23 protein-coding genes and 1 tRNA gene are annotated in these 23,966 nt (G+C 61.8%); 17 read left to right on the forward strand and 7 right to left on the reverse strand.

Translation table 11 applies throughout. The features are described 5' to 3' along the window. Nucleotides 1–956: 956 nt before the first annotated feature. Nucleotides 957–1,196 carry a hypothetical protein gene (locus AC1D2L_RS08235; protein ID WP_476845369.1) on the forward strand — a complete coding sequence of 80 codons (240 nt, stop codon included), beginning with the start codon at nt 957–959 and terminating at the stop codon, nt 1,194–1,196. Nucleotides 1,197–1,291: 95 nt separating this feature from the next. On the opposite strand, the gene AC1D2L_RS08240 is transcribed toward AC1D2L_RS08235, so the two are convergent. The 5 genes from AC1D2L_RS08240 to AC1D2L_RS08260 form a co-directional block, all read right to left on the reverse strand. Further along, a complete protein-coding gene (locus tag AC1D2L_RS08240) occupies nt 1,292–2,332 on the reverse strand; it encodes a succinylglutamate desuccinylase/aspartoacylase family protein (RefSeq protein WP_476845370.1) in 1,041 nt (346 codons plus the stop codon). Between the two features lie 108 nt (nt 2,333–2,440). Continuing rightward, nucleotides 2,441–3,223 carry a transporter substrate-binding domain-containing protein gene (locus tag AC1D2L_RS08245; protein WP_476845371.1) on the reverse strand — a complete coding sequence of 261 codons (783 nt, stop codon included), beginning with the start codon at nt 3,221–3,223 and terminating at the stop codon, nt 2,441–2,443. A gap of 42 nt (nt 3,224–3,265) precedes the next feature. Next, nucleotides 3,266–3,997 carry an amino acid ABC transporter ATP-binding protein gene (locus tag AC1D2L_RS08250; RefSeq protein WP_476845372.1) on the reverse strand — a complete coding sequence of 244 codons (732 nt, stop codon included), beginning with the start codon at nt 3,995–3,997 and terminating at the stop codon, nt 3,266–3,268. Beyond that, nucleotides 3,984–4,631: an amino acid ABC transporter permease gene (locus AC1D2L_RS08255; RefSeq protein WP_476845841.1), complete on the reverse strand. Its 648-nt coding sequence runs from the start codon at nt 4,629–4,631 to the stop codon at nt 3,984–3,986. Before AC1D2L_RS08255 ends, AC1D2L_RS08250 begins: the two co-directional genes overlap by 14 nt. Then, nucleotides 4,631–5,323 carry an amino acid ABC transporter permease gene (locus AC1D2L_RS08260; protein WP_476845373.1) on the reverse strand — a complete coding sequence of 231 codons (693 nt, stop codon included), beginning with the start codon at nt 5,321–5,323 and terminating at the stop codon, nt 4,631–4,633. Before AC1D2L_RS08260 ends, AC1D2L_RS08255 begins: the two co-directional genes overlap by 1 nt. Before the next feature lie 123 nt (nt 5,324–5,446). Here AC1D2L_RS08260 and AC1D2L_RS08265 point away from each other — a divergent pair, with 123 nt between their 5' ends. The 4 genes from AC1D2L_RS08265 to AC1D2L_RS08280 all read left to right on the forward strand — a co-directional run bounded on the left by AC1D2L_RS08265 (nt 5,447) and on the right by AC1D2L_RS08280 (nt 8,194). Then, nucleotides 5,447–6,229: an IclR family transcriptional regulator gene (locus AC1D2L_RS08265; RefSeq protein ID WP_476845374.1), complete on the forward strand. Its 783-nt coding sequence runs from the start codon at nt 5,447–5,449 to the stop codon at nt 6,227–6,229. 141 nt (nt 6,230–6,370) lie between these two features. Then, nucleotides 6,371–6,447 (forward strand) — tRNA-Arg (locus AC1D2L_RS08270). A gap of 116 nt (nt 6,448–6,563) precedes the next feature. Beyond that, nucleotides 6,564–7,778: a site-specific integrase gene (locus tag AC1D2L_RS08275; RefSeq protein ID WP_476845375.1), complete on the forward strand. Its 1,215-nt coding sequence runs from the start codon at nt 6,564–6,566 to the stop codon at nt 7,776–7,778. 167 nt (nt 7,779–7,945) lie between these two features. Beyond that, nucleotides 7,946–8,194 carry a hypothetical protein gene (locus AC1D2L_RS08280; protein ID WP_476845376.1) on the forward strand — a complete coding sequence of 83 codons (249 nt, stop codon included), beginning with the start codon at nt 7,946–7,948 and terminating at the stop codon, nt 8,192–8,194. A 187-nt stretch (nt 8,195–8,381) separates the two neighbouring features. On the opposite strand, the gene AC1D2L_RS08285 is transcribed toward AC1D2L_RS08280, so the two are convergent. Further along, nucleotides 8,382–9,356, reverse strand: coding sequence for a hypothetical protein (locus AC1D2L_RS08285; protein ID WP_476845377.1), 975 nt, complete (start codon nt 9,354–9,356; stop codon nt 8,382–8,384). Nucleotides 9,357–9,387: 31 nt separating this feature from the next. Between AC1D2L_RS08285 and AC1D2L_RS08290 the strand changes: the two genes are divergently transcribed. The 6 genes from AC1D2L_RS08290 (at nt 9,388) to AC1D2L_RS08315 (ending at nt 13,429) form a co-directional block, all read left to right on the forward strand. Next, the gene (locus AC1D2L_RS08290; RefSeq protein ID WP_476845378.1) at nt 9,388–9,714 is read left to right on the forward strand and encodes a hypothetical protein; all 327 of its coding nucleotides are present in this window, start codon (nt 9,388–9,390) and stop codon (nt 9,712–9,714) included. 48 nt (nt 9,715–9,762) lie between these two features. Continuing rightward, nucleotides 9,763–10,014 carry a hypothetical protein gene (locus AC1D2L_RS08295; RefSeq protein ID WP_476845379.1) on the forward strand — a complete coding sequence of 84 codons (252 nt, stop codon included), beginning with the start codon at nt 9,763–9,765 and terminating at the stop codon, nt 10,012–10,014. A 337-nt stretch (nt 10,015–10,351) separates the two neighbouring features. Continuing rightward, nucleotides 10,352–10,618, forward strand: a complete 267-nt coding sequence (locus AC1D2L_RS08300; protein WP_476845380.1) for a hypothetical protein — start codon at nt 10,352–10,354, stop codon at nt 10,616–10,618. A 173-nt stretch (nt 10,619–10,791) separates the two neighbouring features. Then, on the forward strand, nt 10,792–11,349 hold the full coding sequence (locus AC1D2L_RS08305) for a hypothetical protein (protein ID WP_476845381.1): 558 nt from the start codon (nt 10,792–10,794) through the stop codon (nt 11,347–11,349). Between the two features lie 93 nt (nt 11,350–11,442). Then, nucleotides 11,443–11,658 (forward strand): hypothetical protein, encoded by a 216-nt coding sequence (locus AC1D2L_RS08310; protein ID WP_476845382.1) that lies wholly within the window; start codon nt 11,443–11,445, stop codon nt 11,656–11,658. Nucleotides 11,659–12,340: 682 nt separating this feature from the next. Next, nucleotides 12,341–13,429: a helix-turn-helix transcriptional regulator gene (locus tag AC1D2L_RS08315; RefSeq protein ID WP_476845383.1), complete on the forward strand. Its 1,089-nt coding sequence runs from the start codon at nt 12,341–12,343 to the stop codon at nt 13,427–13,429. 632 nt (nt 13,430–14,061) lie between these two features. Here AC1D2L_RS08315 and AC1D2L_RS08320 read toward each other — a convergent pair. After that, complete coding sequence (locus AC1D2L_RS08320; protein WP_476845384.1) at nt 14,062–14,283, reverse strand: hypothetical protein; 222 nt, start codon at nt 14,281–14,283, stop codon at nt 14,062–14,064. Between the two features lie 260 nt (nt 14,284–14,543). Here AC1D2L_RS08320 and dgt point away from each other — a divergent pair, with 260 nt between their 5' ends. The 6 genes from dgt to AC1D2L_RS08350 all read left to right on the forward strand — a co-directional run bounded on the left by dgt (nt 14,544) and on the right by AC1D2L_RS08350 (nt 23,964). Beyond that, nucleotides 14,544–15,887 (forward strand): dGTP triphosphohydrolase, encoded by a 1,344-nt coding sequence (dgt, locus tag AC1D2L_RS08325; RefSeq protein WP_476845385.1) that lies wholly within the window; start codon nt 14,544–14,546, stop codon nt 15,885–15,887. A gap of 309 nt (nt 15,888–16,196) precedes the next feature. Further along, nucleotides 16,197–17,315: a cysteine desulfurase family protein gene (locus AC1D2L_RS08330; protein ID WP_476845842.1), complete on the forward strand. Its 1,119-nt coding sequence runs from the start codon at nt 16,197–16,199 to the stop codon at nt 17,313–17,315. Continuing rightward, the gene (locus AC1D2L_RS08335; RefSeq protein WP_476845386.1) at nt 17,312–18,214 is read left to right on the forward strand and encodes a DUF4007 family protein; all 903 of its coding nucleotides are present in this window, start codon (nt 17,312–17,314) and stop codon (nt 18,212–18,214) included. Before AC1D2L_RS08330 ends, AC1D2L_RS08335 begins: the two co-directional genes overlap by 4 nt. After that, nucleotides 18,214–21,348, forward strand: coding sequence for a hypothetical protein (locus AC1D2L_RS08340; RefSeq protein ID WP_476845387.1), 3,135 nt, complete (start codon nt 18,214–18,216; stop codon nt 21,346–21,348). The genes AC1D2L_RS08335 and AC1D2L_RS08340 overlap by 1 nt, the downstream gene beginning before the upstream one ends. Then, nucleotides 21,345–22,160 carry a phosphoadenosine phosphosulfate reductase domain-containing protein gene (locus tag AC1D2L_RS08345; protein WP_476845388.1) on the forward strand — a complete coding sequence of 272 codons (816 nt, stop codon included), beginning with the start codon at nt 21,345–21,347 and terminating at the stop codon, nt 22,158–22,160. The genes AC1D2L_RS08340 and AC1D2L_RS08345 overlap by 4 nt, the downstream gene beginning before the upstream one ends. Nucleotides 22,161–22,167: 7 nt before the next feature. Then, complete coding sequence (locus AC1D2L_RS08350) at nt 22,168–23,964, forward strand: hypothetical protein (RefSeq protein WP_476845389.1); 1,797 nt, start codon at nt 22,168–22,170, stop codon at nt 23,962–23,964. Nucleotides 23,965–23,966 lie beyond the last annotated feature (2 nt).

Genomic DNA, 23,966 nt, shown 5'->3' on the forward strand with positions numbered 1-23,966 from the left:
CTCGCTTCCTCGGCTGGCAACCAGGCATCCAGCTTAGTGATGAGATCTGGCCGCAAGGGACGGCCGCGCTACAGTGCGCCGCCTAAGCTTGTGTCATTGGCTTTGCCACCGATCGCGCTCATCACCTGCGCGGTCGGGTAGCCGCCATATCGACCATGTGGATACAACGCCCGGAACCTCTTTTTTGCGTCCTCCGTGAGCCTCCCATCCGCCGATGCGACCAGCCGGGAGCTGGGAGACTCACTGAGCGGCTCTGTGCTGGCGGGGCTAGTATACCAGCCCAATGTGACGCGATGCCAGCCAGTGACTCTCCCTGCGCTTCCTAGGACGCATCCGCGCCGTCAACCAGACATGACGACTGCGACACCTCGGGGCTGCTGTATGACGACGGTCGCATCCTGCGCATCGCCATCCACGGCGTTTCCGAAGTCGAGGACGGGTTCAAGGAACTGGTGAAGCTGCTCGGGATTACCCCCAGCGCCACGTGACCTATCCCTTCGCTCAATCGACACTTTGTGGGTGATGCTTACCCTTCGGCAATGCGTCGAAGGACGGAGCGGGTCGTGATGGAAGCTTTCATACTTCTCTGCGGCTTCATCCCTGCGGCGTTTGGGGGCTTTACCAACGACATAAACCCTGGTCCGGTCGTTAGATCAGTGGCTTCTTGTGCTACCCCCGTTGACCCGCGAACTCCCAAGCTTTGTCCGACGTTGAGTGCCAAGAGGCCGAAACGGGCCTAATCATCCCTACCGACGGGACAGCATAGTCTGGTGATACTTGAGTAGCGTGCCCTCGTCATGGACGTTGAACACGAGACTGCTCGCGCGCTTCTCCCCTGGTCGCCTTCATAGGACGAGTGCAGATACGTTTGTTACTGCCCGCTTGTTTAATCGCATCTGCGCCGACGCACGCTCTCGCTCATGAACCTCAGCAGTCCCGGGAGACCCGAGAAGAATATGAAGGTCGAATGCAGCGTGATCGTCAGCGCTCTTATCGAGGGCACGCACGGTCAATTCTTCGGGGAGCGCGCCGACCTCTCGGCGATGAGTGAGGAGGAGCGCATGCAGCAGCTGCGCTCGCGCGAAGGGTGCACGCGCAAAATCAACCCGCCTTCTTCAGCTTCCAGATCGTCGTTGATCGATGAAACGGTAACCGCATCGTCGCTGATCGCGGTCTTGATGGCGTGTGCGGCTTGAGCCAGGGCGGCGCGGTCGAGCGCGAAAGTGTTCCAGGCCTCATCTTCTATGGGGCGCGATGCGCTGGCGCGCCGCCTCGATGGCCGCGAGATCGATCATGACAATGTCCCCTTGTAGGGCGCCGCGACGATCAGGCAGCAATTGCCCGGCCTGACCCGGCCAGGCTGGCGGCGACCATAGAGAACGCCGTCGGCGGCATAGTGCAGCATCTCCGGCGGGCGTGCCGGATCCCAGGTGCAATGGATGCGGCCGGCAAGCTCCCCGGCGCTGACCTTGGCGCCGTTGGCGTGGCAGGGCTCGAAGACACCATCGGCCGTGGCGTAGACATAGGCGGAGGTGCCGGGCAGCTCGAGGATCTGGCTATCGCCGCGCCTGGGCTCCGGTTTGTCGCGGGCGACGATGCCGAGATGGTCGAGCACATTGGCGACGCCGCGACGGCAGACCTTGAGCGCTTCCAGAGAGACGGTGCCGCCGCCGGCCATCTCCGTGCCGACCGTGACGAGCCCGGCTCGGCAGGCTGCGGCGGTCGCGGTTCTAGGCTCCCCGAGATTGCTGATCACCACCGTCATCGGTGCGTCAAAAGCCTGCACGGCCGCGACGTTGCGCTTGTGCAGCGCCGGATCGTCGGTCGGCTCGACGATCGCGCTCGGGATGATGTCGAGCGAGGAGCCGCCGGAATGCAGATCGAGGAAGGCGTCGCCAAGCGGCAGGATATGGTCGCTGAGATAGGCTGAGATCTGCTGGGTGATGGTGCCGCGCGGATCGCCCGGGAAGGTGCGGTTGAAGTTCAGGTCGTCGACCGGCGAGGTGCGCTTGCCGGCGACAACCGCATGGACATTGTTCGCCGGCATCAGGATCAGCCGGCCCTGCACCCGGCCGGGATCGAGATCGCGGATCATGTCGCAGATCGTGATCGGCCCCTCATATTCGTCGCCATGGTTGCCGCCTTCGAGGATCGCGGTCGGACCGGAACCGTTCTTGATGATCGTGATCGGGATACGCGTGACGCCCCAGGCATCGTCATCGGGCGAATGCGGGATCATCAGGAAGCCGATCTGCTTGCCGTCGCGCTCCGGATCGACCGTGAGGAAGGCGCTGGAGGGGCGCGGCGTCGGCTTCTGACGTGTGCTGCTCATGTTTGGCTCACGGACATGGCGAAGGGGTCGGAGCGCAGGCTCCGGTCGCCTGGGTTGGGTGGGAGAAAGGGCCGGGCGCCTTCGCGCCCGACCGGCTTCGGGCGAAGCTCAGAGCGTGGGCAGTGGGTCCATCGGCATGTCGAGATACTTCCTGTGCAGCCGGTCGAGCTCGCCGTTCATCGAATTGAAGAAGATGAAGCCGTCGAGCCAGCGCACGAGATTATGCTGGTCCATCTGCACGCCCATATGGGCCGGGCTGCGGCGGATGGTGAACTTGCGCTCGAATTCCTTGTTCGGATTCTGCTTGGCGAGCGCCTGGGCTACGATGCTGTTGGTGGCGAGCAGATCGGCCTGGCCGGTGATGTAGGCGGCTGCGGCCGTGGCGTCGTCCTCGGTGCGCATCAGGCTCGCCTTCGGCGCCGAAGCGCTGATTGCGAGTTCTTGGGTCGTGCCCTTGGCGGCTGCGACCCGGGCCGAGCCGATCGTCTCCGGGCTGTTCACGGTGGAGGATTTCGCGCCGTAGACGGCAAGGAACGTGTTGGCATAAGGCGCGGTGAACTGGATCTGCTTGGCCCGCTCCGGCGTCAGCCCCATCACCGAAATCACGATATCGACCTTATCGGTGAGCAGGAACGGGATGCGGTTGGCGCCCGTGATCTGCTGCATCTCCAGCTTCACGCCGAGGCCCTTGGCGACCATCTCGGCCATCTCGATATCGAAGCCTACCGGCTTGCGGTTCTCGTCCTGTGCGCCGAAGGGCGGCGCATCGAGCGGCACGCCGATACGGACGACGCCTTTGGACAGGATGTCCTGGAGCCTGTCGGCCCTGGCTTCCACCGTTCCGACGACGGCAATGGCCAGTGCGGCCAGGCCTGTGAAGAATGAACGCATATGTCTCTCCCCTCGTTGAGCAATAGATCGCTGTTGGCTTCGTCAGTGCAGGACCGCGCTGAGGAAGGTCTGCAATTCGGCCGTCTTCGGCTCGGCGAGAACCGCCGCAGCCTGGCCTTCCTCGTGGATCTTGCCTTCGTGCATGAAGACGACGCGCGAGCCGAAACGGCGCGCGAAGCCCATCTCATGGGTGACAAGGATCATTGTCATGCCTTCCTGCGCCACGGATTCGAGAACCTTCAGCACCTCGCCGGTCAGCTCGGGGTCGAGCGCGGAGGTGACCTCGTCGAACAGCATCACCTTCGGCCGCATCGCCAGCGAGCGGGCGATGGCGACACGCTGCTGCTGGCCGCCTGAAAGCTGCGACGGGAAGGCGTCGAGCTTGTCCTCCAGCCCGACCCGGCGCAGCACCTCGCGGGCGAGTTCGCGCGCGGCATCGGGGGGCTGTTTCTTCACGACACGCGGGGCGAGCGTGATGTTCTCGCTGACCGAGAGATGAGGGAACAGGTTGAAGCTCTGGAAGACGATGCCGACCTCCTGCCGCAGCTTGCGCAGGTTCGTCTTGGGATCGTTGACCCGAACCCCGTCGACGCTGATGGTGCCGGCCTGGATCGGCTCGAGCCCATTGATACAACGCAGCAGCGTGCTCTTGCCGGAGCCCGAGCGGCCGATCACCGCCACGACCTCTCCCTTGGCGATGTCCAGCGAAACATCCTTCAGCACGGGAACGGTGCCGTAGCTCTTGCTGATCCCCTGAATTTCAACGAGCGACATCGAGCTTCCGCTCGAGCGAGCGGCTCCATTGGGTCAGAGGGAAGCACAGGGCGAAGTAGATGCAGGCGACCGTGATGTAGACTGCGAAGGGCTTGTAGGTGCCGGCGGCCGTGAGCTGGCCTTCGCGCGTCAGCTCCACCAGCCCGATCGTCGCCGCCAGCGAGGTGTTCTTGATGAGCTGCACCAGGAAGCCGACCGTCGGCGGGATCGCGATCCGGATCGACTGCGGCACGATCACGTAGCGCAGCTGCTCGATCATCGACAGGCCCAGCGAGGCGCCGGCCTCCCATTGCGTCCGAGCGATCGAGATCAGCGCGCCGCGCCAGATCTCACCCAGGAACGCGCTGCCATAGATGGAGAATGCGATGGCTGCCGCCAGCCACGGATTGACCGAGATACCGATCAGCGGCAGGCCGAAGAAGATCAGGAAGAGCCAGACCAGCAGCGGCGTGCCCTGCACGATGAGGATGTAGGCCGCCACCAGCCAGCGCAGCGGCGCGATCGGCGAGATGCGTGCGATGGCAAGCATCAGGCCGAGCAGGGCCGAGCCTGCGAAGGCAGTCGCGGTGAGGGCCAACGTCCAGCGCGCCGCCGCGATCAGATACATGACATCGATATAGGAGAAGGTCCGGATCATCGCCTGACGAACGCCCAGTAGTAGATGCCGGCAAACAGGCCACGGAAGGCGAAGGCGAGGCCAAGATAAAGCACGCCGATCACGGTGTAGACCTCGAAATCGCGGAAGGTGCGCGACTGCACGATCGACGCGGCGTGGAACAGGTCCTCTACCGAAATCTGCGAGACGATGCTGGTCGCCAGCATCAGCAGCACGAACTGGCTGGCGAGCGCCGGGAACATCGCCTTCAGTGCCGGGAACACCACGATGTAGCGGAATACCTGCAGCCCCGAGAGACCCAGCGAATGGCCCGCCTCGACCTGCGCCCTGGGCACGGCCTCGAAGCCCGCGCGAACGATCTCGGTCGTATAGGCGCCTAGATTGACCACCAGCGCGATGATCGCCGCCGTCAGCCCGTCGAGCCGGATGCCGAAGCTCGGCAGACCGAAGAAGATCAGGAACAGCTGGACCAGCAGCGGGGTGTTGCGGATGATTTCGACATAGGCGGTAATGATGCGCTTCAGCCAGCCCGGGCCGTAGACCCGCGCCGCTGCGCAAATGACACCAATAACCAGACCGCCGAGCATGGCGCAGGCAGAGAGCAGCAGCGTAATCCAGACGCCGTCCAGAATGGACTCCCAGGCCGCAAAGACATCGCGAAATTGGAGCCCATATTTCATCGCGACCGCCACCATGGCGCCCGGAGCCATGCGGCGGCTTGCCTTAAACCGCTGGATCGGAAGGTCGCAGGCGTTGCCATCAGTCCCCTCTTTACGGGGAGGCTAGGTTGGCTTCTTATTTGATGTCAAGCTTCATATATGAAATCGAACGACATGACCGACCTCTCTGAACCCGATGATGGCGACAAGATCGCCTATGCGGCCCCGGCTCTGGAAAAAGGGCTCGATATCCTCGAGCTGCTGGCGGAGGCCGGCGAACCCCTCTCGACGCGCGCCATCGCCGAACGCCTGGAGCGCTCGAAAAGCGAGATCTTCCGCATGGTGTTCGTGCTGCAGCAGCGCGGCTATCTCGTGCGCGAGGCAGGCACGGACCGGTTGGCGCTGTCGCGCCGTCTCTTCGACCTCGGCATCCGCACGCCGGGCGGGCGGCAACTGACCTCGATCGTGCTGCCGCTGATGGAGCGCTTCAGCGAGGAGAGCGGCCAGGCGGCGCATCTGGTCGTGCTGAGCCGAGGACAGACCGTGGTGCTCGCCACGACATCGGGCCACCTCGATGCGACGGTGACCGTGCGTCCGGGTTATGGCCGCCCGGCGCTCGAAGCCAATTCCGGCCTGCTCATCCTCGCCTTCCAGTCGCAACCGCGCCGACGGGCGCTGATGCGTGACGCCAGTTCCGGGGAGCAAGAGCAACTCGAAACGCCGTCGCTGCTCGACGTCTTCGCGGATGTCCGATCGCTCGGCCATCGCATCGCGCCCAGCCGCGACATCATGGCGGTGACCGATATCGCCTGCCCCGTGATCGGCCCTGCCGGCTACGCCGAAGCCGCCATCCTGGTTCCGTCGCTACAACGGCATGGGTCTGTCACGGACGAGAATGCGATCCTGCTCGCGCTGAAAGCAGTGTGCGGGGAAGCAGGCGCCCAGCTTTCACTTTGACGGCGGACACGCCCACCCCGCCACAACCGCGGCGCGCCCGACTTGATTCGAACGTGTGACCTTTGCCGCACGGCCCTGTGCTCGATCGCAAATCCCGCATTGCCGAAGCAGCGGGGATCAGCTATCCAGCGTGAACGGATTGCGCCCGTAGCTCAGCTGGATAGAGCGTTGCCCTCCGAAGGCAAAGGTCACACGTTCGAATCGTGTCGGGCGCGCCATTTATCCCCTAAGAAATCAAACACTTAGCCGAAGCCTCGAGAGGGGCTTGCAGGCATTCGCGAATTGCTGGCACAATTTTGGCACAGTTGAGATGTGCCGAGGGGCGGTCAGGTAGATGGCTACGATTCGTGAGAAAGGCCCTGGGCAGTGGGCTGTTCAAGTTCGGCGTAAGGGATGGCCGACCAAATCCAAGACGCTTCGCACGAAGAAGGAAGCGGAGATCTGGGCGCGCGACGTTGAGAACGCCATGGACAGGGGGATCTTCGTCGACCGGAGCCCTTCGGAACGCGAAACCCTGAAGCAACTCATCGAGACTTATCTTGTCGAGGTGACCGACCAACGGCTGGGAGAGGAATCCCGGGCCGCTGAGCGAGCGAGGCTCGAGCGCTTCATGAGGGATGAGGTGGACCTCTGTGCGCACGCCGTCGCCCACCTCACGCCTAAGATGTTCGCGGACTATCGGGATCGCCGCCAGACAGAGGTATCGAGACGCGGAAAGCCCGGCGGCCGGGGACAATATAAGGCTGTCGAACACAAGCCGAAGTTGAAGAAGGATGGCACGCCGAGGGCGAACGCCGCGAAGGCGAAGGCGGCGCCGAAGCCTCCGAAAACAATCGCCCCGGGGACCGTCAAGCGCGAGCTGACCGTTCTCAAAGGAGTGATCGACCACAGTCGGAGCAGGCTCGGACTGCTGATCAACCCAATCAACACCGGCGACGTGAAGAGACCGGTGGTGAAAGATGAGCGCGACGTCCGTCTCGAGGTCGGGCAGATCGACACCCTCCTCGATGAATGTCGGGAAGCCAAGAACGAATGGGTCGGCCCTCTCGTCGAGTTCGCTTTCGAAGTCGGCGCGCGCAGAGGTTCGCTCCTCCGGCTCGAATGGCGCGATGTCAACGCCAAGAAGAGGACCCTCCTCCTTCGTGCCGTGAAGAATTCGAGGTCCCCGAAGACGGTCATCGACAGGGTGGTTGGCATGACACCGAGAGCCGTCGAAATCCTCGAGGACCTGCCTCGCATCGAAGGGGACCCGAGGGTTTTCCCGATCTCGAAGAACGTGCTGAAGGGTGCGTTCAACCGGGCACGTGGGCGGGCCAAGGTCGATCATTTCCGAGTGCACGACATCCGGCACGAACGCATCGCCAGCCTGATCGAGGCAGGGTGGAGCGACAGTGAGGTGATGGCTCAGGGCATTCACGCGGACCCGAAGAGTCTCATGCGATATGCGAACCTCAGGAAGAGCTACCTTGTCGATAAGCTTGCCGCCCTTCCCCGGAGAGGTCAGCCGAAGCCGGAGGCTGAGGCGGATGCGTCGGGGGAGTCAGCCTAAGCTGACTCCTCGGATCTCTTTGGAGTCGTTAATCATTTTCCAGGCGCGGCGCCCMCCGGCCGGTTGACGCCGACTCCCCGCGAGCTCATGTCTCTCCTCGAAACGCCGAGGAGGACGACGACATGGCTATGCATCCTGAAGTTGCCAGTTGGATGATCGCGGGCGGCATGGTCAACGCCGTTCGCGCTGCCGCTCAGCACGCCACCGACCGTCGCGATCAGCGCGCTCTCGATGCCTGGTCCAGCGAGCTGTACGCTGCCCGGGATGAAGCCGAGTCGATGGGCAAGGTCGCGGCGTATGCCCTCCGTCAAGTCGACGAGCTGGAAGGCCAGAACGAGGACCTTCGTGACGAGGTCGCCCGCCTGCGCACCCTGCTCGCGAGCCGCAACGCGCTGATCAGGAAGATCACGCAGTGATGTCCGTCGAAGACCGAGCGTGGGCGATGATGGTCGAGGAGGTCGGCGACATCGTGCACGAGGACCCGACTCTAGCTGAGGCCCTGCTCCCGAAATACCGAGAACGAACGCAGGCGGAAGACGCGAAATAGGGAAAGGCCCCGGATATGATCCGGGGCCTTCTTCGTTTCGCCGGTGATGTCGAGGGTCAGTGAGGCTGACGATCCCGACGGGTTCCCTTCACGGCCGCTACTCGAGCGGCGAACGCCGAGGGGTCACCAAGCACCTGCCCAATGGTCCCGACCGGAGCCGACAAGCGCTCGTCGGCAGCGAGCGTAAGGCGCTCCGGCAGCGGCATACCCACCAGGCCGGTGCGTCGACCAGCGACTGCTTCCATACAGATCGACGGCGACTGCGCGAGGTGAGCGAGGTGCCGCTCCGTGAGAGCCTCCAACCAGTCGGCGATGTGCGGCGGCAGCTCATCAAGATCGATGGCATCGCGCTCGTACGTGTCCGCCGATGCGTAGCGGTGGACAAGATCAGCCTCGAGCGAGATCGGCTCGTGCGAACGCATCGACCGGATGGTCTCCCGTGCGTAGCGCCCGGCCTCGATCGCCTCAAGGGCGTCGGTGACCTCCTCAGACGAACCAGACTGCCGGGCCTGCTGCGGAGGAGCGGGCACATTGCGCGATCCGGCGAGGCCCGATGCAATAGCTCCCGGGAAAGCGGCCGCAATCGAGAGCGTGGATCCAGCCAGTTTGCCGCCGCCCTCAAGCAGGGCGCCGGTTCCGCGGATGGCCTGCCCGGGAAGCTTTGCGGCGCCTTTGATGACGTCGGGGATGAGACCGGTCACTGCCTGGGTCGCACCATGGACGGCTTCGTGGAAGTACTCGACACCGGGTTCGATCACGTGGTTCGAAATCCAGGCCCCCGTTCTTGCGCACCAGGTCTTCATCGACCGGATTGCGGCCATAGCGGCGGCGATAATTGCCCTGATCATGATGCTGCCCCCCCACGACGCTTGATTGCGTCGAGAATGAGGATGCTTGCAAACAATGCATACGCAAAACCGCTGACGGATTTCTTTCGCAAAAGAAATTGACAATAACGCATGAGTGAAAGTGAAAATAAATTCTTTAATCCGCTTGCAGATGACTTCGATTGCGCCGGTGACAATCTGCACACACTCTATACGCATGCGATGGAGGGAGCAGATGGATACCAGAACAAGAGAGTTTCGCGACCTGACCGACTGGCTCGGTCTATCTGCTGCCGAAGTTGCTGAGATCATCGGCCGGTCGACGACGATGGTGCGGCAGTACCGCACGGAGAAAGGTCGGGTGCCGACCGAGGCGGTACTTGAGTGTCTCCGGGCGCATCGCCGCTCCAAGCTCCGAGGTCGCCTCGAGCGAGCCGTCGCCGATCTCAAGGCAGCAGGCTTGGAAGTGGAGATCGGATGGGGGCCAATCATGACGCGTGCTGCTGCGATCAGTGTAGCCGTAGAGGCCGTTGTCGATGGGAGAAGTCGGCTGGTGGCCTGACGAAGCGACAAGTACGGTGGCATCCATCTTCACCGTGAGATCGCCGAATTGACCGCCGCCGTCGTCGCCTACTTGATCACCGGGATTGCCTGCGTCACCTCGGATTTCCGTAAGCCCTTCCACGATCGCCCGGCGTACGCCCGGAGGCCCTCAGAGCATCTGGCCATGATCGGGATCGTCATTGTCGCGTGGCTGCCGATCAAGATCATCGCCGCCAACCGTGGGCGTCAGTGGGGCGAGGCGATCAAAGCCATCGTAACTTTTGGGGTGCTGGCCTTCGGCGGCATGATGCTCGCCTGATCTGTGTCCAGAATTGCACCCAATTTTCGATTCTGGGTACAATTTTGGACAAGCCGGTTTCGCTTGCGGGGCAATGAGATCTCCGGGAGAGTTCCTTGGAGAGGACGATCCCGTGAAACCCGACGCCGAAGCCGTCAACGACGAAGCCAGGCCGCCCTGAAAGCCGACATCGACCGGCGCGCTGCGATCTCGGCTCTCGAATCCGCGCAGGCAGCGTTGAGGAGAACTCCGGCCGTTCCCGGGACGCCGAGAATGCCGTCAGCTCGGCGCCGGATTCCGACGATGGCCCGGTCGCACCGCTGCTCGAGAACCTGCGCTCGCGGAGGTTCCAGTGAGGATGGCCGTCGTCATCATCGGGATGCTACTCGCCGGGTGCGCCGCGTCCCGGCCGGAGCCTGTCGTCGAGGTCGTCGAGCGGAAGGTCGAGGTGCCCGCCAGCCTGCTGACCTGCATGTCAGAACCCAAGGCCAAGGAGGTATGGAAGCGGCAGCGCGACGTCGCGCTTTATCTCGTCCGCCTCGCCGAGGCTGGCGAGGACTGCCGGGCTAAGCTCTTCGTCGTCAGGAGTCTACTCGAAGGCCAAGCAGCCAAACGAGCTGATTAGGTGGAGTAAACTTATCAGCAGATAAATATCTGATCAGCGCCCATTGAACTGATCAGCATGGGCATCTATGTAGGGTGGGTTCCTGCAATCGCGCAGGGGCCGGCGAACTTCGCCGCAATGGGCGAGCGATTCCCTCCAGGAAATCACAAGGCCGCTCTCATGAGAGTAATCCCATGGCTCAGACACGCGTTCACATTTTCAACTCGGTCACGGACGGGAAGGACGGCGAGTTCCGCCTCTGCTTCCAGCGCTGCCGGTACTTCTTCGCCGATGGCAAGAAGGAAGACGGCTTCCGATTCATCTGGATGCGCGACGACGGCACCCTTCAGGCCGCTCGCGGCCAAGCTCGCATTCCGAGCATCGAGCACGCCCAGAAGCTCATCGGGATGGCCCAGGACGACGGTTGGGGCGATCATCAGATCGGGCCGAACGGGCTGTTCGTTCCCGAGCGCATCCCCAACGACAATCCCTCCTTTTACGAGGGGATCCTCGGCAACGGTGACAAGCTCGGCTCCGACAATTTCACGTCCGTACAGTTCGGCGTGACGGGCGAGAAGGGGTGGGCGAACTACCAGATTGCTTACGGCAACGGGGACGTCGAGACCTTCCACGGCATGGGTCACCAGCCCCATGAGGCCGAGCGGTTCAAGCAGGACAACCTGACTCGCCCGTACAGCCGGGACGAGGTGGTCATCATGCTCAATGACGCCAAGTCGAAGCAGGCTACCTGATCGCCCTCGACCGACCTGGCAGGCCGCAATCGTCGCCCATGGCGCCGTCGACGTCGACATGCTCAATCTGTAGCCTCCGGCCAGGAGGCCGGGATGCGGATCATCGGAAAGCGCAGGCTCGCGGACATCGGAATGCGCGGGCCGACCCAAGCCGAAATCGACTTCACCGTCGAGAACTCGCGCATGGCTCCTCGCGTCGTCCCCAAAGGCGTCTATCGCTATCGGTCGCACGCTGAGGCGAATGCCGATGCGGATCGTTGGGCCGTCGAAGCCATGGTGATAACAGTCAAGCAATACGAAGGCCGATGAGATCGAGGTCAGCTAGCTGTCCATGCGGATAGCCTGCCCTGCAACAAACGAGGGTGCTGATGTTGAGTCTGAATTTCAAAGTTCGGAAAGAGCGACAGAGTGCGGTCGCGAATAACGCCGCATTCTTCAGGGATGGCAGGGTCCCCGCCGTGAAGCATCGGTAAAATGTTCCACGAGCTCAGGGTTGGTTTCACGTCGGCGTCCATAGCGCCCTGAAGTGGCTCCACTTGCTAGCGGCAATTGTAGCTACCGTTGGGCCGCATGTTGACGTGATCGTAGTCCCAACAGACGGCCCACTTAACTCTCCGGCCATATGCGGTAGAGATGGACGTCCTTCTCCCAGCTCCGATGTTCGTTGAGCAACTCCAATTTTCACAACCGCTATCGTCATCGTATCTAACTGAAACAAGGCGATCGCAATTGTTAACCAATACTCTCATTCCTAGGGGGGATCGGCCGCCATCTTCGACGCAATGACCTTGGGCAAACGTGGTGGAATTACTGAGGAGGAACGCCGCCGATGCCAGTACTGTGAATTTAATCATGACAGGAATTCCTCGAAGATTGTTTTTCCCACGCCTCGGCGAATACAATTTTTGGACTGAACGAGCATCACCCCAGAGGGTGATGATTGACGTGCCAGCAGCACTATCGCAGATGTTTCCCTTGGGGGACGGCATAGATGTTGGATGCGAACGAGTTCGGCGATGCCGTGGCAATGCTCTACGAGGCCGCCGCAGTACCGGAAGTTTGGCCTGCCGCGATCTCCCGACTGTCGCAGATTGCGGGTTGTTTCGGCGGTTTGCTGTTCACCCATTCGCAGCACGGAACAAACTGGGTCAGTTGCGACCCGGTCCGCCCCATCGTCCAGAGATTCATCGACGAAGGATGGATGCAGCGAAACACCAGGATGGAGGGGTTGCTGGCTCATTGCGGCACGGGCTTCGTCGGCGACCATGACGTCTTCAGCGGTGAAGAGCTGGAGAAGATGCCGGTCTATCGCGACTTCCTCATCCCAAACGGTTTCGGTTGGGGAGCAGCGACCCACGTCCGCTCGGCGTCGGGCGATAACATCATCCTCTCGTTGGAGCGCCGGTACGATCGCGGCCCGGTGTCGCAACGGGAGATCGAAGTCCTCGACAACATCCGCCCGCACCTGGCCAGGGCAGCGGTTCTTGCTTCCAAGCTCCAGATGCAGCGTGCGCAGGCCAGCCTGGATTCCTTCGAGCTCGCCGGATCACCGGCCGCGCTGATCGGCGCCAAGGGGAATGTATCGGCAGCCAATCCAAGCTTCGAGACCCTTCTGGGGCAGGTCATCATCCGCGCCCGCGACAGGATCGCGCTCGATGACGACCGCGCGAATGCTTTATTGCAGAAAGCCCTTGCCGAGCTTGCGCACGACCGCCTTGGCGACACCCGCTCGATCCCGATTCCGCGCAGGGATGACAGCCCCGCCTTCATTATCCATGTCCTGCCGATCCGACGACAGGCTCTCGACATCTTCTCGCGAGCACAGGCGATGCTGGTCGTCACGACCTCGAATCGGAGCCTGCGGATCGAAGCATCGCTTCTCTGCGAACTCTACGATCTGACGCGCGCCGAGGCGGCCGTGGCCAACCGGGTCCTCGAAGGGCTTACGGTCAATGAAATTGCGATCGAGCATCGGGTGTCTCGGGAAACCGTGCGCTCGCAGGTGAAGAAAGTCCTGTCGAAAACGGGTTGCCAGTCCCAGACGGACTTCATCCGAAGGCTGGCCGCGCTCGCTGTCTAAAAACGCTCAGATCGCCCGCATGCCTCGAAGGGGCTCAGCATGCTCCGAGCCTGACGCCGCGCCCAGCTCGTAGAAACGACCGATGGTGCGGACCCGGCGCAAGTCGCTGTCGGCGACAATGATGCCCGACGTATTCGATTGAAGCTTCCGGCCCGGCTCCCAAGGGTGCTTGGTGATCCACCCCACCAGGTATCCGCCGCCAGTCGACTTATACCCGGGTCGCGAAGGTCGAGGTGCAATGATGGCCAAAACAGTCGTACTCCGGTTCCCCAAGTCCATTCCGATCTACTCCGAGGATGTTGCGCGGGACGTCATGACCTTCTCGCATTGGAGCTGGACGGGCTCGGAAGAGACGCCATCAGCGCACGAGCTTGGACCGTTCAAAGGTGAGCGGGCATGGTTGTCGCGCCGGTGCAATACACCCCCGAGGACGCCGACGCACTCCTCAACCCTTCGAGTTGCCGATCGCATCGTAGTCGTCGACCACGCGGCTGTGGCTGCCGAGAAGGCCTCTACCTTCTCGAACGGGCGCTCGTGTTCTCTGACATCGAAACGCAGGCTCGCGATCGAGACGCCGAGCTCGTCGAGACGCACGAGGACCTCGATCAAGCTCTCGATGATGCGACGGAGACTTACGAGGAAGAGCAAACAACACGCTTGGCTGCCGCGACCATGGCCTCGACAGCCCGCCGGTCCGCGTCGGCGTTCGCCTCGGTGTGATTTCGGTAGAGGTAGACGCCCTTGGGAACGACCCGAGGCGCGCGGCGGGAGGCGTCGACGCTGGCATCGATCTCAGCCTGCGTCGGGCCTCTCATGCCGATGTCATGTAGGCGGCGCTTTCCGATGATCCGCATTCCGGCCTCCTGGCTGGAGGCTACCGGGTGAGCATAGCAAACTCGACATCATTGTGCGCGACGATGGCAGCTTCCTCGGCAAGCCGTCTAACCGCCTTGTCGGAGAAATCTACCGGTAGAGAACTCCCGGCCATGCCGCAATTTTCTGGCGCCGCCTGAGGGGTTTCCAGCAGTATTTATTAATGAAGCCGTTAGCTTGGCGCCTCCTTCTGTGGAGGCTACTGATAGATATCGGAACGCGATGGAATTGAGGAATGAGAATGGATTGGGAGAAGCTGCTGTGCAGCGATCGACTTGGCGACAAGCACTACGAGCCTAAGCCTAACCGGTCGATTTTCGTTCAGGATCACGATCGTATCGTCTTCTCTGCGCCATTTCGACGGCTCGCCAATAAGACCCAAGTGCAGCCTCTCTACGAGCATGATCATGTCCATCACCGCCTGATCCATTCCGTCGAGGTCAGCAGCGTCGGAAGATCGTTGGCTATGCGAATCGGCAACTGGCTCGAAGAGACGGACCAGATTGCCAGTGGCGAATCGAACAGCCTAGCGAACATCGTTCAGGCAGCGTGCGTCGCCCACGACATTGGAAACCCGCCCTTCGGTCACTCAGGCGAAGCGGCGATGGGCGACTGGTTCGCGGAGAAGTTCGGCGAAGCCAAAGGGTTGATGGCAGACATAGAGAAGCCGCACCGCTTCGAGTTCATGAACTTCGAAGGCAATGCACAAGGATTCCGAGTAGTTTCCCGCCTTGAGATGTATCGCAACGAGGGCGGCATGCGATTATCGAAGGCGACCTTAGGGGCGTTCACGAAGTACCCCGTCACTTCCGCTGTCCGCGAGAGCGTTGTCAGTGGAGGAACTGCGCCATATGTCGGCCTCAAGAAATTCGGGGTCTTCCGTTCCGAACTCGAACTGTTCAAAGAGGTAGCAGATTCGCTAGGGCTGCCCCAGGAAGTGCACCAAGCCGGGAATTGGTGGCGGCGGCATCCGTTGGTCTTCATCGTCGAAGCCGCAGACGATATCTGCTACAATATCGTTGACCTTGAGGACGCTTTCGCGACTGGTGAGCTCCCATTCGACACGATCAAGAACCTGCTGCACGAGGCCGCGAAAAATCCCAACCGTGATGTGAGCAGCCTCAGCCAAGTTGAACACATCGCATTGCTACGGGCATTGAGCATTGGGGCCGCAGTCGAGAGCTGCGTAGAGGCTTTCAAAGGCAACTACGACACCATCATGACCGGCACGTTCTCTGATTCCCTGACCGATGCGGGGCCCATGGCTTCAGTCTTCGCTAAAATGAAGGCCCTTTCTCGGGACCGGGTCTTCACCGCTCGGAGAAAGACCGAATTGGAGGTGTCTGGTCGGCGCGTGATTAGCAATGTGATGTCAGGGGTGCTTCCCGTCTTCGAGGATCTCGCCAAAGCCGAGTGGGATCAGGCCGAGCTCTCCGGTCATACTCAGCAGCTCGTCAGAGCCCTCAATCTGGACTTGCGGAACGTTGCCAATGCCGAGCAAGCACTGCACGCTCTTGCTGACTTCACATCGGGCATGACCGATCGATATGCCGTGAGAATGGCCAGAATGCTCACCGGCATCTAGCTGCGCGGGCATGGTTGGATGTCTCCGAGGACGGCACGGACACCGACGTCTTCGAGACTTCTTCAGCCCGATCCAGCGGACCTTTGTCAGCATCCACCACTTCTTGTCGGCTCGATATCTCGACTGGTACGCGGCCGACATCGCCTGGCGGGAGAGCCGTTTAGTCGAAGGTGCCGTTAGCGGCGCGTCTTTCGTGACGGAAAGATAATCATCGAGACTGCAAGACGGCGCCTCGACACGTCCACCGTGGCTGAGTAATTTCCGGGCAAACCGAATCCCTGGGGGCCTGGGATCATCAGCAACGAACCAATCTATCTTGATGCCAACGCGACGGTCGGGGCGGTGGCTCCCGTCGTCCAGGCTGTAGGTGAGGTGATGGCCGGTCCGTTCAACCCGGCAAGCAGCCATTACCAGGGCGCCTCCGCCCGGGCCTATATCACCAAGGCTCGGGATAGGGTCTGCGAGTTAATCGGGGGAGCCTACCCTGAGGGTGTCATCTTCACTTCGGGCGGTACCGAGGGCAATAATACTATTATAAGCGGTTTGGCGGCGGACCCGTCGGTTACCGTTGTCACCTCCGCTGTCGAGCACAGCTCTGTGCGCAATCCGGCAACCGCCGTCCGCCATGTCGAAGTAAGAGTCTCGGCTGACGGGCTATTAGACCCCGGCGACGTCGCACACGCATTGCCGCTCAATGGTCCAGCGCCTCTTGTCGCGTTTCAATGGGCCAACGGCGAGACGGGAATCATCCAACCCGTATCCGCCATCGTCGAAGCCGTCAGATTGCGTCGGCCGGACGCATTCATCCTCGCCGACGCCGCGCAGGCCGTCGGCCGGGTGCCTGTCTCCATGGACGGAATCGACGCTCTCACTTGTTCCGGCCACAAGCTTCACGGACCTGGCGGCACGGGCGTTCTCGTCCTCGCGGATCCGGACAATCGCCGCGTACGTCCTTTGATCCTCGGAGGCGGACAGGAATTCGGGCGCAGGTCGGGAACAGTCAACGTCGCTGGAGCGGTCGGTCTCGGAATCGCATTTACGGAAAGAGCGGCCTCGCTAAAGGAGGCCGTATCGAGCATGGCCTACATGAGGGACATGTTCGAAGACCTGCTGACTTCGTCTGTTCCCTGCCAGGTGGTCGGATCGAACTCCCCTCGCGTGGCAAACACCTCGAACCTGATGTTCGACGGACTGGAGGCCATGGCTGTCGCCGCTCAACTCGACCAACGCGGTGTCCTGTGCTCCGTCGGATCCGCCTGCTCCAGCGGCAGGCCGGAACCCTCGCACGTCCTCATGGCAATGGGGTTCAGCGAGGCGCAGGCGTATTCGTGCGTGCGCTTCTCATTCTCCGTTCTCAATACGGTTGATGAGGCCAGGGGCGCCGCCGAGCTCGTCGCCGAGGTCGTGCAGGAAATGAGGACGCGATGAACGACGCTCGCCGGAAGTTCGAGTTTGGTCGCCATGAAACCTTCACCATTCGCGAGGGATGGCTGGGCAAGGGCTTGGCTCGCGTCACTGCGATGAACGGCGAGTTCCGGGCGGATCTCGCCTCGGCAGACGCGCTCGGCCTCGGCAGCCGGATGATCAAGGCGCTCCAATACTGGATGGAGGCCACTGGCATGGCCGACATCCGGGCTGGGGAAGGCCGCACACGCGACGTTTGGCCGACGAGGTTAGCCGAGTCGGTCCTCCGAAATGATCCCCATCTCGAGTTCCCCGTCACTTGGTGGATCGTCCATCTGGCTCTTGCGCGGCGCAAGGGAAACGTCATCAACTGGTTCTACAACGACTTTCAGGACCGTATCTTCGACCGGTCGGCCTGCGTGGACGCCTTCTCACGCCACGTGAGGGACCGATCCATCAATCAAACCACCCCCGCCGTGATCCAGCGCGATGTGGCTTGCCTGCTGGCAAGCTATGCGCAGCCGTCCGCCGACATCCTCCAGGATCCCGAAGACGCCACGGCATCCCCGCTGCGCGCACTCGGCCTCGTTGTTCGCCATTCCGCTACCGGGCGGTTCGAGCGGACGCGTCCGTTGGACGCAATACCTACCGAAGCTTTCTTGGCGTGCGCCTCGCTCTTGGCCGAGGACCTCGAAAGAGGTTCCGTTTCGATGGCTGACCTTCTCGCCCGCCGCAATGCGCCGGGCAGGCTGCTCGGGCTCGACGGTGATGGCATAGATCGGGCCGTGAACCTTGCCGCGGTCGTGCACCGCGATCTCGGCGTGAGCATCAACCTGCTCGGCGCGACGCGCACATTCGACGTGCCGAGGCTGCCGATCGAGAGTTGGCTAGACATCCATTTTGACCGAATGCGGAACGCTTGATGGTTATGGATGTCCTGAGATCGGTCAGCCTGCGCGATGACATCGCTGCCCCAACACGCCTTAAGCACTACCACCCCACTTCGCGTTCGCTCCCGGTCACACGCGCCGTCCTGTCGGGCGGGGCCACGATGGTCATCGCCGCTTACGGAAGTGGGAAGTCTCTCGCCGCCGGCATCGGGTCGCTCGCAGTCGCCAACGATCCCGCAAGCCATGGTCTTCTGAAGCACTTCGCTGACAAGATGACGAGCGTGGACAGAAGTCTCGCGGACGATTTCCGGGAGCGCATCGCGTCGTCCGAACAGGGACGAGTCGTCATCCTGACAGGGCATGTCCGTGATCTCGCGTCGAGCCTGGCAGCCGCCCTTGGGCTCGGTCCTTGCGAGAACGTCGGCCAAGCCATCAAGGCCGCAGCGAAGATGGAAGGGGCCGATCGCATCGCCATCGTCTGGGACGAGTTCGGCCGCCATCTGGAGGCTCTCGTTGCGGAGGGCCGCTCGCGGGAACTCGACGATGTCCAACGTTTGGCCGAATGGGCAGTCCGCGCACGGAAACCTACTCTCAGTTTTACCTTACTGCTGCACCAGAACCTCTTGGCCTATGCCAGCAACCTCAACCAAACCACGCGCAATGAATGGCGCAAGATCGAGGGGCGGCTCGAGCAGGTTCGCTTTGTGGAGGACAGCCGCGAACTCTACGGCCTCATCGCCGAGATTGTCTCGAGACGGAAACAGCCGTCCACGTATGAGCGCAGCTTCTTCGAGAGGCAGGCCGATGGTGTGGTCGAGAACCGCTGGCTCGACGGGATGTCGAATCGCAAGCAGGTGATGGACCTGCTTATCAAAGCGGACCCGCTTACCCCAGCCGCTCTTCAAGTCGTGCCGCGCCTGGCCGCCCGGGTGGGGCAGAACGAGCGCTCCCTGTTTTCCTTCGTCGAGAAAGTGGACCTGTCCGGGCCCGTCGGGATGGACGAAGTCTATGTTGCATTCTCGGAAGCGATGCGCTCGGACGTCGGCATCGGAGGCTCACATCGCCGTTGGTTGGAAGCCGAAACTGCGCGCAGCAAGGTCACTGACCCAGTCGAGCGGGAGGTCCTTGCCGCCGCGTTCCTTATGCAGATGGGGGTTTACGGGGAACGACGTCACCTTCCGCGCTCGGCTCTCGAGTTCGCTGTCAAGGGCAAGAAGATCGACGGGCGAGAGGTCACGGAGGCAGTCGACGCGCTGATTGCGCGCAAACTCCTGATCTATCGCAAGCTCACCGACGACGTGTCGATCTGGCATGGTGCCGACGTGGACGTTGCCGGCCGGCTTGGCGATGAAAGGTTGCGCCGTCTCGAAGGGTTCGACCTGCTCAGCTTCCTGTCCGCTCAGCATGCGGCGCCTTATGTCCGGGCCGTCCGCCACAACGTTGAGCACGGGACGACACGGTATCTCGAGGGCTCCTACGTCACTTCGGCGGAACTGGACACCATCCCTGAGCCCGGTCCCGGCGTCTGGGGGCGTATCGCCTACGTAATTTGCAATTCGGCCGACGATGTCCGGCAAGCACGTGAAGCGGCCGCCGAGGCAAAACTAGGTCGAACGATCCTCGTGGTCCCGGACGAGCCCCTGCCTATCCTTGACTCCGCCCTGGAGATCGAAGCCCTCAAGGCGCTTCGCCACGACGACAACCTGCTGAGCGAGGACCCTCTGGTCGCTCAGGAAATCGACGAGTTGCTCGCCGTTGCGAGGCGCCACCTCGCCGTCGTCATGCATCACCTCACCACGCCTCGACCCGCAATGGCGACGTGGTTCCACGACGGGCGAAAGCTCGATGTTTCAACGGAGCGTTCGGCGGGGGTGGTCGCGTCCACGCTCATGGACGAATGGTTTCCGCTGACTCCGAAAATCATCAATGACCAGATCATGCGCGGCTCGCTCTCACGGCAGATGCAAACCGCGCGGATACGTGTCGTCACGCGGGTGATGGAACACGCCGAGGAAGTCGGGCTGGGCTACGCAGATACCGACTCATCGGCCGAAGCTTCGGTATACCGAACAGTGCTGGCGCGCACCGGGCTGCACATATCCCTCAACGGTCGGGGACGGTTCGTCCAAGCGATCGAGATCGAGGGCGACGCTGGCCTGCGCAGAACATGGGAGATCGTCCAGGAATTCTTCACGGCACCCGGCCTGAAGCCGTTGGCGACCGTCATCGACCGGCTTGCCGGCTCGCCGATCGGTCTGCCCCCGGGAGTGATCCCGATCATTGTCATGGCCGGTTACAAGGCGTTTGGACGAGCGGTCTCGATCCGAACCGACGGAGTCTTCGTTTCGGACGTGCTTGGGTTCGATTCCACCCGAATGTTCCTTGACCCGGAACGGCACGAGATCGAGGTCCATTCCGACCTGGAATCCGAAATCGATTACCTTTCGGAAGTCGCCTACCTCTTCTCGCACGAACGTCCTGGCGACTATGCGGAACGTGTCCGCTTCGCCAGCAACGCCATCGCAGCATGGCGGGTTGGCATCGCCGATGGCGCGCGCAAGTCGAAACGCCTCACTGACAATGCGCGGAAGCTCCTGCAAGCTCTCATGCGCGCCGAAGATCCGGCCACCCTTGTGCTCCATACGATCCCGGATGTTCTCGGGAAAGGATCGCGTCGAGGTGAACGGTTGAAGTCTGCCGTGAAGGCTCTTGAGGGTGCAAGAAACGCCGTCGACGGCCTGGTCGAGGGCTATCTCCGGGATGCGGTGGAGGTTGTGGCCGACGTGCTGCGGCTGAGCGAACCGGCGGGTGCCCTCGAGGGCGTGCAGGGCTGGGTCAACTGCCTTGATGTGGCTGGCCTGCTGAAGCGCGAGGACTTGAAGCTGACTGACAAGGCCATCCTGAGGATAGCGCGCGAAACCTCGAACGGCAGGTACACGCCGGAGAGCCTTGCTCGCGCAGTGAGTTCCATCCTGCTCCAGCGCGGGGTGGAGAAATGGCAGGACGACACCCGGGAGCATCTGCGCAAGGAGCTGCGTGAATGCCGTCTACGCATTGAATCCGCCGCGATGGACGTGGATACGCCACCTGCGGAGCTTGCGCCGATCATCCGTTCGCGCATTGATCATCTTGAGAAGCAACTGCTTCGGATCGAGGGTGGCAAGTGACAATCATCGCGACCGTCGACGAAGCGGTTCTTGACCGGACCGCGCGCCACATCGTCCCCCTCTCGGGCGGCAAGGACAGCACCGCTCTGGCGATCTATCTTTCGCTCGAATATCCGGAGATCGATTTCGAATACGTATTTTCGGACACGGGCGCGGAGTTGCCGGAGACCTACGAATATTTCGAGCGCCTCGAGCACGTGCTCGGCAAGAAGGTAACGCGCATCTCGGCACTCGAAATGCTGGGTGTTGAGGACAAGCACGGCCGGAGTCCGTTCGATGTTGCGCTCTACGAGCACTTCTCGGGCTTCCTGCCGAGCCCGCGGTCGCGCTGGTGTACGCGGATGCTGAAGATCCACCCGTATGAGAAGCACATCGGCTCGGACAAGGCCTATTCGTACATCGCAATCCGGGCCGACGAGAATCGATCCGGCTATCTCGGAACGAAGGGCAAGCCCGTTATGCTGTCCGAAGAGCCGAACATCACGCCTGTCTACCCGTTCAAGGACGACGGAATCACGATCGGCGACGTGCAGCGCCTGCTTGATGACACAGGGCTTGGCCTCCCTAAGTATTACGAATGGCGCTCCCGTTCTGGTTGCTATTTCTGCTTCTATCAGCAGATTGGCGAATGGCAGGGGTTGAAGGAACGCCATCCCGACCTCTACGAGAAGGCCAAGGAATACGAAAAAGGCAAGAATGGCCGAGAATATTCATGGGTCGACGGTCGTACGCTTGACGACGTCGAAAGGATGCCGCGTCGTGCCGTAAAGGCGAAGTCTGACGACGACGGCTGCGCAATTTGCCATCTGTGAGACCCGCATGCACGGCAACAAGCTCGTAGACTTCCTTCGGACCTACGGTCCGCTTGCTTCATCCGATTCCATCTATGACGAGCACGCGGTCAAGGCCGCGGCAGAAGCCGGCGTCGCGCCCATCGAGGTCGCGAGCGGAATTCTCAATGACCTGATCGAGAATTTCCAGTCCTCGGACCCGATGAACGTCATCCTCACCGGGACGGCCGGAGACGGAAAGACCTGGCACTGCCGCAAGGTTTTCGAGGCGCTCGGTGGCAGCCTCGAAGACTGGAACGCGGGCGTGGGACAGGTGACGATGACGCTGCCCAAATCGGGCAAGACGCTCGTCATCATAAAGGACCTAAGTCAGTTTCATGGCGACGACCGGAAGCAATTGGAAATCCTCACGGGGCTTGCGAGCGCCCTGAAGCACACGACCGACAAAACCTATCTGCTCGCTGCCAACGACGGACAGTTGTTGCGGTTTTGGCGTCGGTTCGAAAAGACCGAGCAAACCGCGCGGCAGATTGAGACCACGCTCCGAGTGATGCTGAACGAGGACCGGAGCAGTGACCCCGACCTCCGTTTGATCATGCGAAACCTCAGCCGCATGGACCATGACGACGTGTTCTCTAATCTCGTTGACGCGGTCGTGAGCCATTCAGACTGGGACGGTTGCCACGGCTGCCACGGCGTTAACGACTGCGCGATCCGGCGCAACCTGAACAAGCTAAAGTCTGGGGAGACGATGCGAGATCGTCTCGGCGACATGATTTCGCTCGCCGCCGCCAACGACACCCACTTGCCGATGCGGCATGTCCTCCTGCTCATCGTGAACATCATCCTTGGCGTTTCCGGCCGCAAGACATCACTGATGACCTGCGAGACTTCGAAGGCCCTTGCAGCGGAGGGCGTCAGTTATCTGTCGAACCCCTACGACAATGCGCTCGGCTTCAATCTCCGGCCTGGCGAAAACCGGAACTACCGCGCATTCGCGATCTTCGAAGGCGCCGGGATCGGCATGGAGACGGACAACCAGATCGACCGCCTCCTGCTCGACGATCAGCCGGAAAATCTCTACGAGGCCTACGTCGCCAATGACGATGTCCATGGCGCGAAGCTATTTAATGGCTTTCGCGAACGGTACCGCCGCGGCGAATTGGACGACTTCCACGAATTCCAGACCGAACTTGAGCGGCAGCGGCGTCGCCTGTTCTTCACGCTGCCGGGCGATTACGGCACGATGTCTCCATGGAGACTGACCGTTTTCCGCCACGGTGGGCACTACCTCGAATTCTGGGATGCCCTGAACAAAAGACAGGATGCCAGGACGATCAAGAGCAAGCTCGTTACGGGATTGAATCGAAGCTATTCGGGGGTGATGTGCGACGACGCCGACAGCGTCTGGTTCACCTCCCCGGCGGCCAATACCCAGAGTCGGGTCGGCAAGGTACTCGACATCAAGGTCCCGGTCGGCGCGGCCCGATACTCGATCGTCTCGTTCGATTTCGATGCCAAGGGGCCGCTCGGGACGCCGCGCATGGTCGTGCGCGGCCGTGACCTTGAGGGCAGGCCGATAGAGGAACACGACGTGCTGCCCCCGATGATGTTCGAATACCTGATGCGAGTCGAAGGCGGCAGCCTTCCAGGAAGCTTCTCACGTCAGTGCTTCGAGGAGCTCCGTCAATTTCGGATGCGCGTCGTGGCCCGCTTGACCTCGGCCGACATCCTCAACGCAAAAGTTCTCGACGAACTGAAGACGGTCCGCCTGCAAGACGGGCGTCTGACCGAGAACGAGATCGGCGTGACGGGAGTGCTTTGAGC

The organism is Allobosea sp. P1_B10 (assembly GCF_056406735.1).

Coding starts and splice junctions, on each gene's coding strand:
- AC1D2L_RS08235 (WP_476845369.1), top strand. CDS start 957: ATGAAGGTCGAATGCAGCGTGATCGTCAGCGCTCTTATCGAGGGCACG.
- AC1D2L_RS08240 (WP_476845370.1), bottom strand. CDS start 2,332: ATGAGCAGCACACGTCAGAAGCCGACGCCGCGCCCCTCCAGCGCCTTC.
- AC1D2L_RS08245 (WP_476845371.1), bottom strand. CDS start 3,223: ATGCGTTCATTCTTCACAGGCCTGGCCGCACTGGCCATTGCCGTCGTC.
- AC1D2L_RS08250 (WP_476845372.1), bottom strand. CDS start 3,997: ATGTCGCTCGTTGAAATTCAGGGGATCAGCAAGAGCTACGGCACCGTT.
- AC1D2L_RS08260 (WP_476845373.1), bottom strand. CDS start 5,323: ATGGCTCCGGGCGCCATGGTGGCGGTCGCGATGAAATATGGGCTCCAA.
- AC1D2L_RS08265 (WP_476845374.1), top strand. CDS start 5,447: ATGACCGACCTCTCTGAACCCGATGATGGCGACAAGATCGCCTATGCG.
- AC1D2L_RS08275 (WP_476845375.1), top strand. CDS start 6,564: ATGGCTACGATTCGTGAGAAAGGCCCTGGGCAGTGGGCTGTTCAAGTT.
- AC1D2L_RS08280 (WP_476845376.1), top strand. CDS start 7,946: ATGGTCAACGCCGTTCGCGCTGCCGCTCAGCACGCCACCGACCGTCGC.
- AC1D2L_RS08290 (WP_476845378.1), top strand. CDS start 9,388: ATGGATACCAGAACAAGAGAGTTTCGCGACCTGACCGACTGGCTCGGT.
- AC1D2L_RS08300 (WP_476845380.1), top strand. CDS start 10,352: ATGGCCGTCGTCATCATCGGGATGCTACTCGCCGGGTGCGCCGCGTCC.
- AC1D2L_RS08305 (WP_476845381.1), top strand. CDS start 10,792: ATGGCTCAGACACGCGTTCACATTTTCAACTCGGTCACGGACGGGAAG.
- AC1D2L_RS08310 (WP_476845382.1), top strand. CDS start 11,443: ATGCGGATCATCGGAAAGCGCAGGCTCGCGGACATCGGAATGCGCGGG.
- AC1D2L_RS08315 (WP_476845383.1), top strand. CDS start 12,341: ATGTTGGATGCGAACGAGTTCGGCGATGCCGTGGCAATGCTCTACGAG.
- AC1D2L_RS08320 (WP_476845384.1), bottom strand. CDS start 14,283: ATGCGGATCATCGGAAAGCGCCGCCTACATGACATCGGCATGAGAGGC.
- dgt (WP_476845385.1), top strand. CDS start 14,544: ATGGATTGGGAGAAGCTGCTGTGCAGCGATCGACTTGGCGACAAGCAC.
- AC1D2L_RS08335 (WP_476845386.1), top strand. CDS start 17,312: ATGAACGACGCTCGCCGGAAGTTCGAGTTTGGTCGCCATGAAACCTTC.
- AC1D2L_RS08340 (WP_476845387.1), top strand. CDS start 18,214: ATGGTTATGGATGTCCTGAGATCGGTCAGCCTGCGCGATGACATCGCT.
- AC1D2L_RS08350 (WP_476845389.1), top strand. CDS start 22,168: ATGCACGGCAACAAGCTCGTAGACTTCCTTCGGACCTACGGTCCGCTT.